The organism is Bradyrhizobium sp. Ec3.3, assembly GCF_000472925.1.
GTDB lineage: Bacteria > Pseudomonadota > Alphaproteobacteria > Rhizobiales > Xanthobacteraceae > Bradyrhizobium.
Map to the genome: position 1 here is coordinate 26,009 of NZ_AXAS01000043.1, position 18,737 is coordinate 44,745.

Sequence of the window (18,737 nt, forward strand, 5' to 3'; positions counted from 1 at the left end):
AGGCCCCTCGCCTACACAATTCCCGCCGACGTCCCGGCGATGGCGGGACGCTCCATTGCCTTTTGCGCCCGATAACCGGATGCGCGATAGGTCGCGATCGGCGCGATCGCGCCGCCGGCGCGCAGGCGGGCGATGGCGAGCAGCGGCGAGACGTCGGTCGTGAAAACGCGCTTCAATTCGAGATGCGCGCCGAGCGCGTCATTCGCCTCTTGCGCCGCTTCGAGCGCCGCGCGATCGACGATGAGGGCCTGCGCATAGGCGCGCTGCAACTCGGTCGCCGATTGCATCAGGCTCTCGATAGGATCGGTCACGTTATGCGACTGGTCGATCATATACGCTGGCGCGAAGCCGTCCGCCTTGCGGCGCTCGGCGTCGATCAGCTCGTTGAAGACGAGAAACAGCCTGAACGGCTCGACCGAGCCGGTGTCGAGATCGTCGTCGCCATATTTTGAATCGTTGAAATGGAAGCCTGCGAGCTTCCCGAAGCGAACGAGCCGGGCGACGATCTGCTCGATATTCACGTTCGGCGCATGATGGCCGAGGTCGACGAGACAATAGGCCTTGGGGCCGAGCTCCTGCGCGACGGCAAAACTCGTGCCCCAATCCGAGATCACGGTCGAGTAGAACGCCGGCTCGTAAAGCTTGTGCTCGAGGAACACCCGCCAGTCGGCGGGCAGCGCCGCGACGACCTCGCGCATCGCATCAACATAGCGGTCGAGCGCCTTGGTCAGATTCGATTGGCCGGCAAAGTTCGAGCCATCGGCGATCCAGACGGTCAGCGCATTCGAGCCGAGCTTGCGGCCGATCTCGATGCATTCGATGTTGTGTGCGACCGCCTGAGCGCGCACGCGCGCATCGGTATGCGACAACGAACCGAACTTGTATGAAAGCTCCTGCCCCGGCTGATCCTGGAACGTGTTGGAATTGACCGCATCGAAGGCAAGGCCGCGCGTCGCAGCCTTCTCGCGCAAGGCGACATAGTCATCGACCTTGTCCCACGGAATGTGCGGCGAGATGGTCGGAGTGGCCCGCGTCAATCGCTGGATCACGGCGCAATCGTCGATCTTCTCGAAGACGTTGCGTGGCTCACCCGGCCCCGGAAAGCGAGCGAAACGCGTGCCACCTGTGCCGACGCCCCAGGTCGGAATGGCGACGCCGAAGGCCATGACCTTCTGCACCAGGGCCTCCGCGTCGATCCCCTGCCGCGCCAGTGCACGCTTCAGGGCGTCGTAGTCTTCAGTGGTGGCGTCTTCGAGCCGCGCGTTGTGGTCGGCGATGAAATCCGCGCTGATCGAGAACGGCGTGCTCATCGCGTGAAGGCCTGCGCGTTGCCGGCGTCGACATTGAGGATGTTGCCGGTTGATTTGGCCGAAAGGTCGGACGCGAAGAAGTAGATACCCTCGGCGATATCCTCGGGGAAAACCGACAGTTTGAGCATCGAGCGCTGGCGGTAGACTTCCTCGAGCTGATCTTCGGTGACCTTGTTGGACGCCGCACGCTGCTGACGCCACTCGCCTTCCCAGATCTTCGAGCCGCGCAGCACCGCGTCCGGATTGACCGTATTGACCCGGATGCCATGTGCCGCGCCTTCCAGCGCCAGGCAGCGGGCGAGATGGATCTCCGACGCCTTGGCTGCGCAATAGGCCGAAGCGCCTGCCGAAGCGGCAAGGCCGTTCTTCGATGCGACGAAGATGATGGCGCCGCCGATGTTCTGACGCTGCATCAGCCGGAACGCCTCACGCGAGACGAGGAAATAACCCGTGGCGAGAATGTCCATGTTCTTCTGCCAGAGCCCAAGACTCGTGTCCTCGACAGGCGAAGCCGAAGCGATCCCCGCGTTCGAGACGACGATGTCGACACCGCCAAAGGCGCGCGCGGTCTCTTCGAACGAGGCGACCACCGCCGCCTCGTCGGTTACATCGAGCTTGACACCGATCGCCGCGTCGCGACCATGGCGTTTCGTGATCGCCGCAACGCGCTCGTTCAGCGCCTTCTCGTCGATATCGGCAATGACAAGGCACGCGCCTTCGCCGAGCAGCCGCTGCGCGGTCGCCCCGCCAATGCCGCCGGCGCCGCCAGTCACATAGGCGATCCGCCCGGCGAGCGATTTCGGCTTTGGCATGCGCTGGAGCTTGGCCTCTTCCAGCAGCCAATATTCGATGTTGAAGGCCTCCTGTTCGGCAAGGCCGACATAGGCACTGACGCCCGAGGCGCCACGCATGACGTTTATTGCGTTGACATAGAACTCGGCCGCAACGCGCGCCGTTGCCTTGTCCTTGGCAAACGTGAACATACCGATGCCCGGAATGAGATACACAATCGCGTTGGGATCGCGCATGGCCGGCGAATCCGAACGTTTGCAGCGCCCGTAATAGGCGGCGTAGTCGTGCCGGTAAGCGGCGAGAACGTCGTCGAGGCCGGCGATCACCTCGTCGAGATTGTCGCGCACGGAATCGTAGGGCAGCAACAGCGGTCGGATCTTGGTGCGAAGAAAGTGATCCGGACAGGAGGTGCCGAGCGGCGCCAGCTTCGTCAGCGCGCTCGAGTTGACGAACTCCAGCACCTCCGGAGCATCGGTGAAATGGCCGATCTTGCGCTCGTCGGTGGAGATCTTGCCGCGGATCAGCGGCATCAGCCTGGCCGCGATCGCGCGGCGCTTCTCCGGCGAGGCCGTTTGGACCTTGGCGCCGCCGAAAGCCGGCTTCTGCTCATGCGCAGCAAGCCAATCGGCAGCCTGTTGAATCACGCGCAAGGTCATCTCGTAACAGGCTTTCGACGTCTCGGCCCAGGTGAACAGCCCGTGCCCGCCGAGGACCACGCCGACATAGTCGGGATGGCGCGCAGCCATCTCGCCGAGCTTCAGGCCGAGATCGAAGCCGGGCCGCTGCCACGGCAGGAACCCGAGCTTGCCGCCGAAAACCTCGCGGGTCAAACGCTCGGCGTCGACTGAGGCGGCAATGGCGATGACCGCGTCGGCATGGACATGATCGACATGCCGGTGCGGCACGAAGGCGTGCAAGGGTGTATCGATCGAGCTCGCACGCGGATTGAGATCGAAGGTGCAGTGATTGAATAAGGCGACCATCTCGTCCTCATGGGCGAGGCCGCGATAGATGCCTTTCAAGCTCTCGAGCTTGTCGAGGTACAGCGTCGAAAAGCCGTCGCGCTTCATCGAGCCGATGTCGCCGCCTGAGCCTTTGACCCAGAGCACGCGTACGCTCTCGCGCGTCAGCGGATCTTTCATCTCGATCTTGGCTGAGGTGTTGCCGCCGCCGAAATTGGTGATGCGCAGATCGGCCCCGAGCAGGTTCGAGCGGTACAGCAACTGACCTGCCTCATCGAGCCCGGCGGCGAGCGCGTCGTCCCATAGGTTTGGCAGGGGCGTGGCCGCGACCTCGCTCATTAGGCGTTCTCCCTGTGCTTTACCTTGATGCAGCTTATGTCAGCCATTCAATCACGGTCAATCATCCACGCTCACCATCGCGACGCAATATGATTGATGCAGCGCGATATTGAGCGAACTTGACGGTTCGCAGTTGACCAATGGTCGAGAGCATGACCTATTTGCGGGCAAAAGGGAGGGCGACGTGCACGAGCGGGAACGCTGGCAGGTCATCAAGGCACTCTTGCGTGAGCGGTCGCTGGTGCGCATCGCCGACGCTTGTCGCGCGACCGGCGTCTCCGAAGCTTCCATACGGCGCGATTTCGCCAGACTCGCTGAGCAAGGTGTCGCGATCAGGGTGCACGGCGGACTAGAAGCCCTGCCGGAAACCGCCAGCGCACCGGGCGACGTCCTCTCCCTTGCCACCCGCTCCTTCGACGTCAGCCAGACGCTCAATATTGACGCCAAGCGCGCCATTGCGAAGGCGGCAGTCGCACTCTGCGCCGACGGCGAGACGATCATCATCAATGGCGGCACGACCACGTACCAGATGGGCGAGTATCTGCGCGAGCGCCGCCTGAAGGTGTTGACCAATTCCTATCTGCTCGCCGACGCGCTGATCCACACGTCGAAATGCCGCGTCGCCTTGCCGGGCGGCGAGGTCTATCGTGAGCAGGGCATGATCGTCTCGCCCTTTGAAGAGGATGCGATCCAGCACTATTCGGCGACGCGGATGTTCATGAGCGCGATTTCAATCGGCCCGCTCGGGGTGATCGAGGGTGATCCCCTGCTCGCCCGCGCCGAGTCGAAACTGCTGAAGCGTGCCGACAAGCTGATCGTGCTGGCCGATTCCTCGAAATTCGTCTCGCGCGGCAGCCTAGTCGTCTGCCCGCTCTCGCGCATCGATACGCTGATCACCGATTCCGGCGCGCCAGACGACGCACTCGACATGCTGCGCGGGCACGGTGTCCGCGTCGTTGCCGTCGATGCAGGCGCTCAAACCAATGCGGCGGCGTGACCATGACAACGGACGCGCATAGTGAAACTCCCGGAACGCCGCTTCTGTCGGTACGCTCGATCGAGAAATCCTTTCCAGGCGTGCGGGCGCTGTCCGGCGTCTCGTTCGACGCCGCCAGGGGAGAAGTCCACGCCTTGCTCGGTGAGAACGGCGCCGGCAAGTCGACGCTGATCAAGATCGTTTCCGGCGTGTTCCCGCCCGATCGCGGCGAGGTACTCGTGGACGGCAAGCCGGTCGACCTAGCGCGTCCGGACGATGCAAGGCGCGCCGGCATCGCCACGATCTATCAAGAGCTGCTGCTGTTTCCGGAGCTTACCGTCGCCGAGAATATCTTCATGGGGCATGCGCCGCGCGCCGGCCTCGGCCGGATCGACTGGCGGGCGATGCACGAGAAGACGAATGCGCTGCTCGCTTCGCTCGAGATTCATGACCTGCAGGCCGACCGAGTCGTCGGTTCCCTCAGCGTCGGCAATCGCCAGCGCGTCGAAATCCTGCGCGCGCTGTCGCAGGACGCGCGCATCCTGATCATGGACGAGCCGACCGCGGCCCTGACCGAGTACGACGTGACGCGGCTGTTCGATATCGTTCGCAAGCTGAAAGCCCGCGGCGTCGCCGTGATCTATATCAGCCACCGGCTCGACGAAATCTTCGCCATCGCCGATCGTGTCACCGTGCTGCGCGATGGCGCGCATGTCGCGACCAAGCGCGTCGCCGACACGGACGCGGCCGAGCTCGTGCAATTGATGGTCGGCCGCAGGATCGAAAGCCTGTTCCCGAAGATCACGGTTCCGATCGGCAAGCCGGTGCTGGAGGTGAAAGACCTCGAACGACGGCCGCTGACAAGGAGCGTATCGCTCACGGTGCGCGCCGGCGAGATCGTCGGCCTTGCCGGCCTCGTCGGCTCGGGTCGCAGCGAGCTGGCGCAAACCATTTTCGGCGTCACGCCGGCCGATAGCGGCGAAATCCGGATCGCCGGACGGAAGGTCGATATCCGCTCGCCGGCACAGGCGCGGTCCCTGGGCCTCGCCTATGTCCCCGAGGATCGCGGCACACAGGGCCTGGTGCGGCCGATGAGTGTGCGCGAGAACTTCAGCCTCGCCGCGCTTGGCAAGGTCGCATTCGGCGGCTTCATCGATCGCGGCGCCGAGCGCAAGCTTGCCGACGACGGCGTCAAGCGCTTTGCGGTCAAGACGAGCTCGCTCGAGCAGATCGCGGGCAAGCTCTCCGGCGGCAATCAGCAGAAGATCGTGCTCGGCAAATGGCTCGCCAATGAGCCGAAGCTATTGATCCTCGATGAGCCGACGCGCGGCATCGATGTGGGCGCCAAGGCGGAAATCCATCGGCTGATGGGCGAGCTTGCGGCCCAGGGGCTCGCCATCCTGATGATTTCGAGCGAGCTGCCAGAAGTGCTCGGCATGAGCGACCGCGTGCTCGTGATGCGCGAAGGCCGTATCGTTGCCGAATTTTCGCGCGAAGAAGCAACCCAGGAAACGATCGGCGCAGCGATGATGGGCAGTCATGACAACGCGGAGAAAGCGGCATGACGACGTTGACCTTGGCCGGAACCGAGGCTGATCCGCGGCGGCGGCTGAAGGTGCTTGCCTCGCAGGAGGCTTTGCTCGCGATCGCGGTGATCGGCCTCGCCATCGCCGTTGGCCTTTACAATCCGCGCTTTCTGGCGGCGCGCAATCTTTCCGACGTGCTGCTCGGCAACGCCTATATCGCAGTCGCAGCAGTCGGCATGTCGATGGTGATCGTCTCCGGCAACATCGATATTTCCGTCGGCGCGCTGATCGGCGTCCTGGCGACGATCAGCGGCACTCTGGCGGTGAACGGCGCGCCGATCGTGGTCGCCTGGCTGGCGGCGCTCGTTGCCGGCGTCCTCGTAATGGCCTTGCAGGGGGCCATCATCGCCTACCTGCGCATTCCGGCGATCGTGGTTACGCTCGGCATGCTGTCGATCCTCAAAGGCGGCCTGATCAGCGTCACCGGGGGCAAATGGATCACCGACCTGCCCGACAGTTTCCATCTCGCCGATATCGAACTCTTCGGTGTGCTGCCGTTCCCGGTTTTTCTCATGATCCTGGTGACGATCCTGGCGGCCTTATGGATGCGCTATTCGGCCTCAGGCCGCGCCATCTACGCCGTGGGCGGCAACGCCGAAGCGGCGCGGCTCTGCGGCATTTCGCAGCCGCGCACGATCGTCATGGTCTTCGCGCTGCACGGATTCTTTGCCGGGGCGGCCGCCCTGCTCTATGCGACGCAGCTGCGCGTCATCCAGTCGACCGTGCCGCCCAATCTCGAGCTGACGATCATCACCGCGTCGGTCGTCGGAGGCGTCAGCATCCTCGGCGGCGTCGGCACGGTGATCGGCTCGACCCTTGCCGCCGTACTGATCGCCGAGATCGCGAGCGCGCTGGTCTTCATCGACGTCTCGCCCTACTGGATCCGCGCGGTCCAGGGCGTGCTCATCCTCGTGACCGTGATCGCCGACATTCTGCGGCGCCGGCGCATGGCCGGAGCATGAGCGCCATGAGCGAAATCCCTCTTCCCCAGACCGCCAAGCGCGTCGTCCCCTGGTGGCTGCTGCGCCACGAGACCATGCTCGCGGTGATCCTTCTCCTTGCGTTGATCGTGCTCGGCGGCTTGAACAGCCGCTTCCTCACGCTCGACAATCTGCTCAATCAAGGCAGGCTGACGACCGAGGTCGGGCTGATTGCGCTGCCGATGACCTTCATCATCATCACCGGGGGCATCGATCTCTCGGTCGGCTCGATCGTCGGGCTCTGCGCCATCTTGCTCGGCTATTCGTGGAAGAATTTCGGCTTTCCCTTGCCGCTGGCGATCTGCTTCTCGTTGCTCGTCGGTGCCGCGGCAGGTCTTCTCAACGGGATCGTCATCACCAGGGTGAAAGTACCGCCACTGATCATGACGATCGCGACGCTCGCGCTCTATCGCGGCCTCGCCGAGGGGATCAGCCAGGCGCGTTCGGTGCGCGGCTACCCGGAATGGTTCTACTTCATCGGACAGGAAAACCTTTTCGGCGTGCCGGCGCAGCTCTGGCTCCTGCTGATCGCGATCGTGGTCTCGGCAATCGTTCTTGACCGCACCACTTTCGGCCGGACTCTCTATGCGATCGGCAACAACGAGACCGCCGCGCGCTTTTCCGGTTTGCCGGTCGATCGCGTCAAGCTGATCATCTACACGCTATCGGGCCTCATGGCCGGCCTTTCCGCTTGTGTTCTCGTCTCACGCGTGACCACGACCCGCTCGGACATGGGGATCGGCTATGAGCTCGACGTGATCGCGGCGGTGGTGCTCGGCGGCACCAGCATATTCGGAGGCGTCGGCACGATCTGGGGCACGGTCGTTGGCCTGGCGATGATCCAGCTCTTGAAGAACGGACTGGCCCTGACCGGCGTCAAGGGCGATGCGACGATCGTGGTCATCGGCGCAGTGCTCATCCTTTCAACTCTTGTGGCGAGTTCGCTCCAACGGCGCCGCGACGGCGTTTGATGGAGTGTCTGACCGCGAAAACAGCGGCTTAAACATGGGAGGACAACAAGATGAAGCTCGGATTAGCCTTTGCATTTCTCAGCGCGACGCTTCTGGCCGGAACGGCCTCGGCAGCGGACAAGAGATGGGACGGCGCGGACGACCTGCCGGTCAATCCGCTTGCCTGTGCGGCTGGCGAGGCCAACGCCGCGCCAGCGGCCAAGCCTTATGACGGCGGCCGGCCAACCAATGCGGCCGACAAGGCCGGCAAACCGATCACGCTGGTTGACGTGCCGAAGCTGATCGGCATCGGCTATTTCAACGCGACGTCGAAAGGCATGCAGGAGGCCGCCAAGGCGCTCGGCAATGTCACGGTGAAGACCGACGGCCCGACCGAAGCCAAGATCGACGAACAGATCAAGTTCATCGACAATTACATCACCAGCGGCGTCGACGGCATTCTCTTCGCCGCCAACGATCCGGTGGCGATCGCGCCGGTGCTTAAGAAGGCCCTGTCGAAAGGCATCCATGTCGTCGGTTACGACGCCAACTCGACGCCGGACGCGCGCGAATGGTTCGTCAACCAGGCCGAGTTCAACGGCATCGCCAAGTCGATGATCGACTCGATGGCCAACGAGGCCGGCGAAGATAAGAGCTTCGCGATCGTCACCTCGACGTTCACGACGCCGAACCAGGCACGCTGGATCGCCGAGATGTGGGCCTATGCGCAGAAGTGTCACCCCAAGCTGAAATGGCTGGAGACAGTCGAAGCGCAGGAGGACAACAACCTGTCCTTCAACCAGGCGACGACGCTGATCAACAAGCATGGCGACAAGCTTGCTGGCCTGTTCGGCATGACTTCGGTCGCGACGCCGGCTTCGGCGGAGGCCGTGACCAAGGCCAAGCTCTGCGGCAAGGTGGCGGTGGTCGGCCTTGCCACGCCGAATGCGATGAAGCCTTATGTCAACGCGGACTGCGTCAAGTCGGTCGTGCTGTGGAATCCGGTCGATCTCGGCTATGCCGCGACCTACGTGATGCGTGCCGTCGTCGACGGTACCCTGAAGCCCGGCGCGACCTCGGTGGATGCGGGCAAGCTCGGCAAGCTGAACGTGGTCAATGGCAGCGAGATCCTGCTTGGCTCGCCCTTCATCTTCACCAAGCAGAACATCAAGGACTTCGATTTTTGACCTAGGCTCGTCGCCCGGCCGCCGCAGAACGCGGCCGGGCGACGCACTTTGGGCCTCGTTGTCATCGCCGTGACAAGCCGGCCATGACACGCGTGACGTTGCTTGTTGAGATGTAGCTTGACGATGAGCCAGACGGTCGCAGTCCTCGACATCGGCAAGACCAATGTAAAGCTTGCCTTGTTCGGTGACGGCCGACTTCTCTGGGAAAAGTCGGCGCCCAACTGCATTCGGCCGGGCCCGCCCTATCCGCACGAAGATGTTGAGAGCGCGTGGAACTTCTTTCTCGATGCGCTTCGTGAGGCCGCACGCACGCATCAGATCAGTGCGATCGTTCCGACCGCGCATGGCGCAGCCGGCGCCTTGATCGGCGAGAGCGCGCTCGCCGCTCCGGTCATGGACTACGAATTCACGGGCGTAGAAGTGATCGAGCCCGACTATGCCAGCCTGCGGCCGCCCTTTTCGGAGAGCCTGTCGCCGAGACTGCCAGCCGGTCTCAATCTCGGCCGGCAGCTCGCCTATCAGAAGTGGCGCTGTCCGGACCTCTTTGCCGATGCGAGGTATTTCGTTGGCTACCCGCAATATTGGACCTGGCGCCTGAGCGGCATCGCTGTCTCTGAAATCACGACCCTCGGCGCCCATACCGACCTCTGGGCGCCGCGGCAGGGACAGATCTCGAGCCTCGTCAAAGCTCTCAGCGTCGACCACTTGCTGCCGCCGCTCCGCCGCGCCTTCGATCCGCTCGGTCCGATTCAGCCTGAAATCGCCGCCCTGACCGGGCTCGCGCCTGAAACGCGAGTCTTTTGCGGTATCCACGATTCCAACGCTTCACTTCTGCCCTACCTCGTCTCGCGCCAGGCGCCGTTCACCGTGTTGTCGACCGGGACCTGGGTGATCCTGATGAGCGTGGGCCTTTCACTCGATCAGCTCGATCCTCGCGACGACACGCTCGCCAACGTCGACGCGCTCGGCCGCCCCATCGCCTGCGGGCGCTTCATGGGCGGGCGTGAATACGCCGTCATCGCGGGCGGCGGCAATCCTGATCTTGACGCGATCGAGCGCGTCGTCGCCTCGGGCGCGATGGCTCTGCCCTGCTTCTCCGGCCATGGCGGACCTTATGCGACGACCAAAGGCGTGATCCGCGGCGAAGTTGCAGCGCGCGATCGAACCGCGCTTGCGACGCTCTATTGCGCCCTGGTCAGCGATCTGATGCTGACGCGCATGGGAGCAATAGGCGGCGATCTCATCGTCGAAGGGACCTTCGCCGGCAATCTTCCATTCTGTCAGACCCTCGGCGCGTTACGACCGACGCAGCGCGTCTTTGCAGCGGAAGACGCCGCAGGCACGGCGCGCGGTGCCGCAATGCTTGCTCAATGGCCGCCTTCCTACCCCATCGCGGCGCCGATGCCCGTCGACGCAGCTGCGATCGCCGGCCTTGACGCCTATCGTGGCGTTTGGACGGCGCAGATCGGCCTGATCGATCGCTAACCCCGATCGCTGCATTTGGCCTCTCGTGCCTTGATCTTCGCCTGGCGTAGCAGTTGGAATCGGTCGATGGGCCAATTGGCGGCCGCGCCGAAACCGGCCAAGCACTTGTCGCCGCCCTCGAAAAGGCCGGCGTCGAGTTCATTCCGGAGGATGGGAGCGGTGCTGGCGTGCGATTGGCGAGGCGCAGCAGGCAATCGAAGTAAATTTCTTCTCCAGGTCGGGCAAATCAGTGATTTGTCAGGTGCTAGCCCGATCGTCGAAAGGGGAACCGGCCTCGCCCGCTTCCACCGCGCCCCGAAAATGTCGCGAAATACTGGATGTGTTGCATAGCATTCAGGCGGACCAATGGGACAGGCACCGGGTTACCGGCCGGAGATCGACGGGCTGCGCGCCGTTGCCGTATCGGCCGTTGTCTTCTTTCACGCCTATCCAGAGTACGTCCCCGGTGGGTTCATCGGAGTTGACGTCTTCTTTGTGATCTCTGGATATCTCATCTCCGGAATTATCTTCGATGAAGTCGCGCAAGGGTCATTCACGGTCACGCAGTTCTACACGCGGCGCGTACGACGGCTTTTCCCCGCCCTTATCCTTGTTATGTCGACGGTTCTGTTGGCATCATGGTTTATATTGTTGCCGGATTCCTTTGTTCGCCTTGGAGCGCAAGTTGCCGCGAGCTCAGTATTCGCCGCGAACTTCTATTTTTGGTTTCAGTCAGGATATTTCAGCCCGGACACGCATACATTCCCGCTGCTCCACCTTTGGTCGCTTGGGGTAGAGGAGCAGTTCTACATCCTGTGGCCCCTCGCTGTATCGCTCCTTGCGGCCCCACGTCGATGGTGGACCGCGATATTGCTCGTCGGTGCGCTATCCTTCGGGGTTTCGGTCCTCCTCGATCACCATCGCGATCTGGATTTTTACTCTCCGATCACTAGAGCGTGGGAATTGATGGCCGGGGCCATCCTTGCGTGGCGCGAACGGCACGCGCCCCTCGCGCGCGTTGCCAATCCAGATGCTGTGGTTGCAATTGGGCTGGCCTTAGTGGTGGCGAGTTCTCTCTTGATCGATCAGAAGGCGGACTATCCGAGTTGGCGCGCAGCTTTGCCGGTCGCTGGGTCGATGCTGGTCATCGCGGGTGGCGCAAGAAGTCGTTTGGCTGCTCTCATGCTCTCTAATCGTGCCACGGTGCTTACCGGCAAGATAAGCTATCCGTTGTACCTGTGGCATTGGCCCGTCTTGGTGCTGTCTGCTGCCGTGAAGTTCCTGCCACTGACCTTGCTAGAGCGCGGCTTGGCCGTTGTTGCTTCCTATGCCCTCGCTTGGGCTACATTTGCCCTCATTGAGACGCCAATCCGTTTCGGAGCGTTGAGCAACAAGAGAATTGGTCTGCTGGCCGGCGGCATGCTGGCGACAGCAATTGCCGGATTCGTCGTAATCCAATCCGACGGTTTCTCCGGCCGCTTTCCACCTGAGTTGAGAGCGGCTGCAGCGGAGCGGCCAATCGCATGGCGACTCGGCCGATGTCTGCTGGACTTGGGATCTCAAACAGAGTTCGCCGATGAATGCTTCGAGCACGTTCGCCCGCTCTTATCCGTATGGGGTGATTCCACAGCTGGATCGCTGATGCCCGGGCTCCGAGTTCTCCAGTCGCGTCAGCCGTCCGGACTTGTTCAAGTTACCGCCAGCTCTTGTATGCCGCTCCTGAGCGGTCCGATTTCTGTCGCCTGCGCGGAAAACAATGAGCGTGTGAGACAAATCCTCAGCTCTATTCGACCCGACGTCGTCCTGCTGCACGCAAATGGCCCTCTCGACGTAAGCACGAGGACAGGCTGGAGCAACACGCTGGCTGCATTGAAACTGATCGGTCCAAGAATAATTGTATTAGGCCCGGTACCATCGTGGAAGCGCGGTTTACCGGAGCAGGCCCTAAGCTACTACATCACGCGCAGACAGTTACTGCCCGCACGATCTAGCAGTTTTGTGAACAACCTTTGGGATGACGAACAGGCCCGCATGTTCTTCACACAACAAGGTGCCGAATACATTTCGGCTTGGCAGGTATTTTGCAATGCCGATGGATGTCTCACACGTTTAAACGACCATTCTCCTGCGGCCATAGACAGCGTGCACCTCACTGAGGACGGCTCGATATTCCTCATCGATTCAATCGAGGGCAAGCTCCTCAAGGCCTTGCGACCAAGAGACAAGTGATGTCGCTCCTTCAAGGCTCAATGCGACGCTCCGCATGTCTCGCATCTCCTTATCCCCTCCCCAACTCCCCAAATCCAGGCCGGATCGAACCGATGTAAGGACGATCGGGTGGGCGAAGCCAAGATCGAGAAGGCCCCACACTGCCCATTCTGGCTGATGATGCAGCAGCCGCGCTGAGCCCCTTTTTCGCCGCCTGCGCAGGGCCTCGAATACCCCCAGCAAAACACCCCTTTAGTCGAGGTCGAACAGTTGCGTCGCCTGATTTCCACCGGCTCCTCCTTCGAGAAGACCGCCGGCTACAGCGGCGCCGTGATCGACAGCGACTTCGCCGCCAGCACCACCGGTTACGACTACCCGACCATGACGAGATGCCAGTAACGACCGCAGACCAAGGCGGCCGGCTCGTCGCTTACGGCGAGCCAGGTCTGGCGCGGTTGTCCGGTATCGAGATCTACCGGCGCCCCTGGGCGCCTATGGCCGCGCATCAGACTCCGGCCGATTCTGCACACCAAGGGCAGCCTTGATCTGGCTCAATGGTCTGCTCCCGCTCAGGCGCCTGCTTCGAGATGGGCGGGAGCCGGAGGCGCAACATGACGCGCGACCGAACACGGATGATCCATTTGCTGTCCTGGATACTGGCCGCGGGCGGCTTGGTGGTCCTCATATCTGTTTTGTGGTGAGCCGGGGCAGCCCTTCGATCGTCTGATCATGGTTGGCCGAGGCACAAACGAACCTACAAGTCGGTTCTGCCAGATCTTCATGGGCCTGATACTCGCCCTGATATGGGCGCCCATACTCTGGTTCATGGTGAACCTGTTTCTAGCATTCCCTAAAGGATAGCCCGCCAGCGGCTGGCGGTTTCGCTTCCTGCGCGATTGGTGCGGGCTCGCAACGGTGCATTGTTTGCGCTCGGCCGCCGCGGCAGTGGCCTCGCGTGCTTGGACCAAAGGGCCCCGAAAGGACACGCTCCCAGGCTGGAATGCGAGGCTCCCCGCAAGGGACACAGCCGACAGATGCTCCCGGTGACCGGCCGGACACGGCGACGACCTGACCGCCACCCATGACACCTTCACGCAGTGGATTTTGTGTTTCTCGGATATGGACTGCCCGGGAACGAATGTTCACTTTTGGACTTAAGCCCTCAGTTGAAGGCGTTGAGCAATGGCCGAAAAGGACCAGGACCAGTTGCCTCTCAGCAGACACAGGATCAGAAGCCCAAGGATCGCCTCAGATTGCGATTCTTTGAGCTTAGAAGGAACGAGACCTTCGGAAGCAGATTGTAAATACGTTACCTGATCCCCGAGTGTCAGGGACCCGCGTGAATGGCCCCAGCTTTCCCCCCTGAGCTGGGGCCTGTTCTTTACTGTCCACCATGCCCGCAAATGAGAAGCGAAACTTCTGTAACGGTGAGGCTCTCAACAAAATCTGCTGCGTTATTACAATTCCCTCGTGCACCGGGGATCTAATTTTGATGCTCCCTCCGTGCAGTCACATAGCCGTTTTCGCGATGTTCGATCTCACGCACCTTGCGGGCATATGTCAGGTATTTGTTGATTAGATCATAGTCGTTGGGATTAAAACGGATTTGCTTTTCCATTGCGGCGAGATCTTCGCGCAGCGCGGCAGCGTCCAACATCGTAGTCCCTCCTTCGCAATGTACAAACGACGCCAATGGGAGCGGAGCTCTTGCTGCTAACTTGCCTAAGGAAGCGCTTCACCGCGAGTGACAAGCTCTGTCCTATGTCACCTGCACGTTTTAAGGAAGCCCGCCATTCGCGACGGGCTCAAGGCTGAGGGAGAAAGCGCCATGAAGGACGCCACAAGAGCCTACGACGAGTCGCGCGAATGCGGTGTGTCGCGATCGACACTGTGGACAACAAAGCACTGCTGTCATCTACCGACATACCGCGTAGACACACGCGGCCGTGCGCGTCCTTAACCTTCATCCCTTACGGATTCGTGTTGTCGCGCAACTGCAGTTCCAGGTACGTCTCTCGTCGCCGAGCGGGATGGTCTGATGCTCGACCTGCGTACTCGCGCGGTTAGGGGCCGATAGAGGTTGGCGGCGGAAGCTCGTCACGCTACGCGATGCTGGCGAGTACATCGCCGCGCTGCCGAAGGCGGTGCATGATCGGCCAGAATGGCAGGCCGCCATGGAGGCGCTGATCCTGGTCGCAGAGCGAGCCAGCCCGACGATGTTCGCCCGCATCGGCATCATGCGCGCCTTGAACCGTGGGAGGGTGGCTCGATGTCGCGCCAGACCTCGCAGCTACGAACACTTGGACCGTCGTCGACACGAAGCGATTTCCGTTTGGGAGCAGCGAACGCCCATAAGATGTTGAGCTAACTGTGTTGCGCAGCAACGCCGCCGTTCATGTCACAATTCCCGCATTGATTTATGTCAACAGTGGTGCACGCACCACAAGTAAGAAGGGGCTAAAATACAACCCCCACTTGGGTGTCGCCGCGATCACCCTGCTCTGCTTTTGCGATCCGAAGCCAATTCCACGGATGCTGGCGCACTTATTGTCCGACAGGTAACGGCCTCTGTTTTTTTCAGGGGAGGATAGCAGTGGCGTGGAGTAGAGTATTTGATTTTACCGAACCGTCGGCGTGCTCCGCAGTCATTCGGTCTGCACAACTCGAACTGATCCCGACCGTGAGGGGACGTTTCCATGCCGAGATCACACAGATCGGCATGAACAGGCTCCTGGTTCATCGGTTCCATGTGTCCCTTCCTCAGGTCAACACTGTCGCGGTCAAGCCCGGGCGTAGATCGATCGGCTTTCTTTCCGAACCCGGTTCGTCACGATTCCTGCACTGTGGCGTCGAGATTTTGCCTGGCGACATCATACTGAACCGGTCCGATGTCGTACATCAACGATCCGACGCTAACCTTCACTACGGAACAATGTCTCTTCCGATTGATGATCTGGATGCTGCTGCTGAGACAATAATCGGCCGTGAGTTTCCGAAAACGCGGCAAACGCAAATCGTTCGCCCACATTCTGCACTGACGGTTCGACTGTTAAAGTTGCACAAGAGCGTCGGGCAGCTTGCTCATGATAATCCGGATATTCTTGAGTTGCCGCAAGTGCTTCGGTCGTTAGAGCATGAGCTCATTCACCTCATGGTGAGGTGCCTCGCCGAAGGCGCTGCCGTCGAGCCAAGCGCCGGGGGCCGTCGCCACGAGATCATCGTGGCGCAGTTTGAGGAATTCTTGGAAGCAAATCCCAGCCGGCCGCTTTATCTCGTCGAAATTTGCGCGGCGATCGGTGTTGCCGAGAGATCGCTTCGCGCCTCCTGCAAAGAGCATCTCGGCATGGGCCCAATCCGCTATCTCACCTTGCGCCGAATGCACCTCGTGCGGCGGGCGCTCCTGAGTTCAGATCCGTGGAAGGCGACTGTTACGCAGATCGTTACGGACCATGGCTTTTGGGAACTCGGACGTTTTTCGGTTGCCTACAATCTGCTGTTCGGAGAGACACCCTCGCATACACTGCGCCGTCCTGCGGAGCAGCCGGAAGTCCATCACGATCGTCCCTCATCGCTGGCAGTCACACACTTGCCGGTCGCTTGAGCCAGATACAGGGACCCCGGAAATGCCGTAGCCGGACCGGACTGCGATCGGCCTCAATCGTCCGCCTTCCCTTGCGGCGGAACAAGCGTCGGAGCGGCTAGAGCAGCCTCATCGAGCGCCTGGACGGGCACAGAAACGACGTTGGGCATTCCCCATGCCGTAGAGATTCGTATTTGGCGGGAAGCCCACACCAAAGTTTGCGTGAACACATTGCTGATGACCGCAGCGACGCGGCCGTCGCAATCGACCACCGGCGCTCCTGAAGCGCCGTGATCGATGACGAAGCGATTCTCGCCTTCATAGATTTCCAGGAGCGCCATGCTGTCGAGCTTCCCGCCATCTCCCAATCGAACGAACCGCCCTTCTACGAGGTGCGGGCGGCCGGCCGGATAGGCGAACGTCATGACCTGCTCCTCCGGCACGAGCGGCTTGCTCCGGATCGCAAAGCTCCGCGCGGTGGAAACGGGCTGTTGGAGTTCGATCACGGCCAGTTTTTCTGCGGCGTCTCCCGCCAGGCGCTGGATGCGCGCCCCGATCAACTGGGCGCCATCTTCGTCCCTGATCTCGAGCGGCCTCCACTCCTCTGTCGAGAGCTTCATCGCTCCGGCGACATGTTCGGCGGTGACGATCGTCGCCGGGGACAGGAACCAACCAGTGCCCCGGATGCCGACCACGTTGGGATGCGCGTCGCGCTCCGCGTCATCCCAATACCGCATGATGCTGACGGTCGAGTGTGCAAGCTGCGCGGGATCAATGCACGCTGCACTGACCCGAGTGCTTGCAAGAACAATGAAAAGAAAAAGCAGCCGCCAAGCGGTATGTCGATGCATCGCAATGTCCCCTGTTCCCCAGACTGAGGGGAAGATGAACTCTGCGACGGGGCAATAGGAAAGATCGACTTATCCAGAAGGGCTCTCCGGAATCCGGGACGTTTCGCGCCGCACTGTCACGCATTTGTCACAGATGCTCCTGCTGGAATACAACAAGGAAGAATGGATTTTGGGGCCGCCTATGCGGAGAGCTTAGCCGGGCCAATGCCGCGGCAAACCGAACGTGACGCTGGCGGAGAGCGCGGTATCTCCATAAACCCGGCACATAGCTGCAACTCTAGCTTTAATCTCCGTTCAGTTTCGCGCTTTCTTTCTTGCTTGCTCCCTTCAAATTTGTCACGGGCGTTGTGCTTGCGCCTCATCTGAAGACAAACGGCGCGCAGCCTGACGAGATCACAGCTTGCCGGAATTGCATATTCGTCACATTCCACCCGCCGGACCGAACTTCCGAACCTGCATAGCCGAAGGCGGTCAGTTGCCTGATACTCCTGCGTGCGGTGAGACCCGTAATTCAACTGGTCGCAAGAACTGTCCGCCGGTCCAACGGGACGGGACACATGGCAGAGACTTGCATACTTACCTTTGGCGATCCCGATAGTTACTCAGCCGGATTCGCCGATGCATGTATCAATCTCACGATAACAGGTGCCGGCGATTTCAAGGCACGGCTGACACGGCTGAAATTGAAGGATCTGGAAGTCTCTCTGTGTTGCGAGAACCTTCCGCGCTTTGCCTGTGTCTCGCTACCCCCGGAGCGAACGTTCATGTCGTTTCCAGTGGATGCGGAATCTCTCATATCCGACGGATTTGCTTTGCGTAGCGGCGACGTCGTTTTGCACGGTCGTGGCCAACCCACGCATCAACAAACCAACGGCGCATGCCAATGGGGTTTGATCGCGCTATCTCCTGGGGTACTTGGGAGTTGCAGCAAGGCATTGACGGGTCGGACGATTACGCCGCCGCACACAAGCAAGATACTCCGCCCGGCGCCGGCGGAGGCATTGAGATTCCAGCGTCTTTTTGCGAAAGCCTGCCGCCTTGCGGAAAGGCAAAAACTGGCTCCCGAGGCGGCAAGAGCGCTGGAGCGGGAACTACTTCACGCGACGATCAATTGCCTGGCCGCCAACGAGACGGGCGACAATCCCAAGACTAGACTCCATCACGGCGCAGTGATCGCTCGTTTCGAAGAAGCGATAAGCAAACGCTTCGACCAAAAGCTAAGCATGTCCGCGCTTTGTGCAGAGATCGGCGTGCCAGAGCGAACACTGCGCATGTGCTGCACTGAATTTTTTGGCGTAAGCCCCACGCGATATCTCTTATTGCGACGATTGAACAAGGCTCGCGCCGCGTTGCGACGTGCCGATCCTTCGACAACGAGCGTGTCGGAAGTCGCCCGAAATCATCAGTTCCTCGAACTTGGGCGGTTCGCGGTGACGTATCGCATCACCTTCGGTGAATCGCCTTCGGTCACACTGCAACAGACTCCGCAAAGTTAGGCCCAAGCTGCCGAAATCGCATAGCGCACCCACGGCGCTTCGGCGAATTTTCCAGT

13 protein-coding genes and 1 pseudogene are annotated in these 18,737 nt (G+C 61.3%); 10 read left to right on the forward strand and 4 right to left on the reverse strand.

The window, feature by feature from the left end; translation table 11 throughout:
• Positions 1 to 11: 11 nt before the first annotated feature.
• The gene (gene rhaI, locus YUU_RS0131650) at positions 12 to 1,310 is read right to left on the reverse strand and encodes an L-rhamnose catabolism isomerase (RefSeq protein ID WP_084801635.1); all 1,299 of its coding nucleotides are present in this window, start codon (positions 1,308 to 1,310) and stop codon (positions 12 to 14) included.
• Positions 1,307 to 3,403, reverse strand: a complete 2,097-nt coding sequence (locus YUU_RS0131655) for a bifunctional rhamnulose-1-phosphate aldolase/short-chain dehydrogenase (protein WP_027525960.1) — start codon at positions 3,401 to 3,403, stop codon at positions 1,307 to 1,309. The genes rhaI and YUU_RS0131655 overlap by 4 nt, the downstream gene beginning before the upstream one ends.
• A gap of 184 nt (positions 3,404 to 3,587) precedes the next feature.
• Between YUU_RS0131655 and YUU_RS52400 the strand changes: the two genes are divergently transcribed.
• From YUU_RS52400 to YUU_RS59045, 8 genes and pseudogenes are all read left to right on the forward strand, one after another.
• The gene (locus YUU_RS52400) at positions 3,588 to 4,400 is read left to right on the forward strand and encodes a DeoR/GlpR family DNA-binding transcription regulator (protein WP_035663928.1); all 813 of its coding nucleotides are present in this window, start codon (positions 3,588 to 3,590) and stop codon (positions 4,398 to 4,400) included.
• 2 nt (positions 4,401 to 4,402) lie between these two features.
• A complete protein-coding gene (locus YUU_RS0131665; RefSeq protein ID WP_035663895.1) occupies positions 4,403 to 5,944 on the forward strand; it encodes a sugar ABC transporter ATP-binding protein in 1,542 nt (513 codons plus the stop codon).
• On the forward strand, positions 5,941 to 6,927 hold the full coding sequence (locus tag YUU_RS0131670) for an ABC transporter permease (RefSeq protein ID WP_027525962.1): 987 nt from the start codon (positions 5,941 to 5,943) through the stop codon (positions 6,925 to 6,927). Before YUU_RS0131665 ends, YUU_RS0131670 begins: the two co-directional genes overlap by 4 nt.
• A complete protein-coding gene (locus YUU_RS0131675) occupies positions 6,924 to 7,916 on the forward strand; it encodes an ABC transporter permease (RefSeq protein ID WP_027525963.1) in 993 nt (330 codons plus the stop codon). Before YUU_RS0131670 ends, YUU_RS0131675 begins: the two co-directional genes overlap by 4 nt.
• 50 nt (positions 7,917 to 7,966) lie before the next feature.
• Positions 7,967 to 9,082, forward strand: coding sequence for a substrate-binding domain-containing protein (locus tag YUU_RS0131680; RefSeq protein ID WP_027525964.1), 1,116 nt, complete (start codon positions 7,967 to 7,969; stop codon positions 9,080 to 9,082).
• A gap of 123 nt (positions 9,083 to 9,205) precedes the next feature.
• The gene (locus tag YUU_RS0131685) at positions 9,206 to 10,567 is read left to right on the forward strand and encodes an FGGY-family carbohydrate kinase (RefSeq protein WP_035663899.1); all 1,362 of its coding nucleotides are present in this window, start codon (positions 9,206 to 9,208) and stop codon (positions 10,565 to 10,567) included.
• Between the two features lie 345 nt (positions 10,568 to 10,912).
• Positions 10,913 to 12,775, forward strand: coding sequence for an acyltransferase family protein (locus YUU_RS52405; RefSeq protein WP_051389994.1), 1,863 nt, complete (start codon positions 10,913 to 10,915; stop codon positions 12,773 to 12,775).
• A 249-nt stretch (positions 12,776 to 13,024) separates the two neighbouring features.
• Positions 13,025 to 13,141 (forward strand): annotated as a pseudogene (locus YUU_RS59045) (RidA family protein); the annotation flags it as partial.
• A 1,096-nt stretch (positions 13,142 to 14,237) separates the two neighbouring features.
• Here YUU_RS59045 and YUU_RS59055 read toward each other — a convergent pair.
• A complete protein-coding gene (locus YUU_RS59055) occupies positions 14,238 to 14,411 on the reverse strand; it encodes a hypothetical protein (protein WP_156944603.1) in 174 nt (57 codons plus the stop codon).
• 936 nt (positions 14,412 to 15,347) lie between these two features.
• Here YUU_RS59055 and YUU_RS56905 point away from each other — a divergent pair.
• Complete coding sequence (locus YUU_RS56905; RefSeq protein WP_156944604.1) at positions 15,348 to 16,355, forward strand: AraC family transcriptional regulator; 1,008 nt, start codon at positions 15,348 to 15,350, stop codon at positions 16,353 to 16,355.
• A gap of 53 nt (positions 16,356 to 16,408) precedes the next feature.
• Here YUU_RS56905 and YUU_RS0131725 read toward each other — a convergent pair whose 3' ends face one another.
• Complete coding sequence (locus YUU_RS0131725) at positions 16,409 to 17,185, reverse strand: serine protease (RefSeq protein ID WP_027525969.1); 777 nt, start codon at positions 17,183 to 17,185, stop codon at positions 16,409 to 16,411.
• Positions 17,186 to 17,742: 557 nt separating this feature from the next.
• On the opposite strand from YUU_RS0131725, the gene YUU_RS56910 reads away from it, so the two are divergent.
• Positions 17,743 to 18,681, forward strand: a complete 939-nt coding sequence (locus YUU_RS56910) for a helix-turn-helix transcriptional regulator (protein WP_084801638.1) — start codon at positions 17,743 to 17,745, stop codon at positions 18,679 to 18,681.
• Positions 18,682 to 18,737 lie beyond the last annotated feature (56 nt).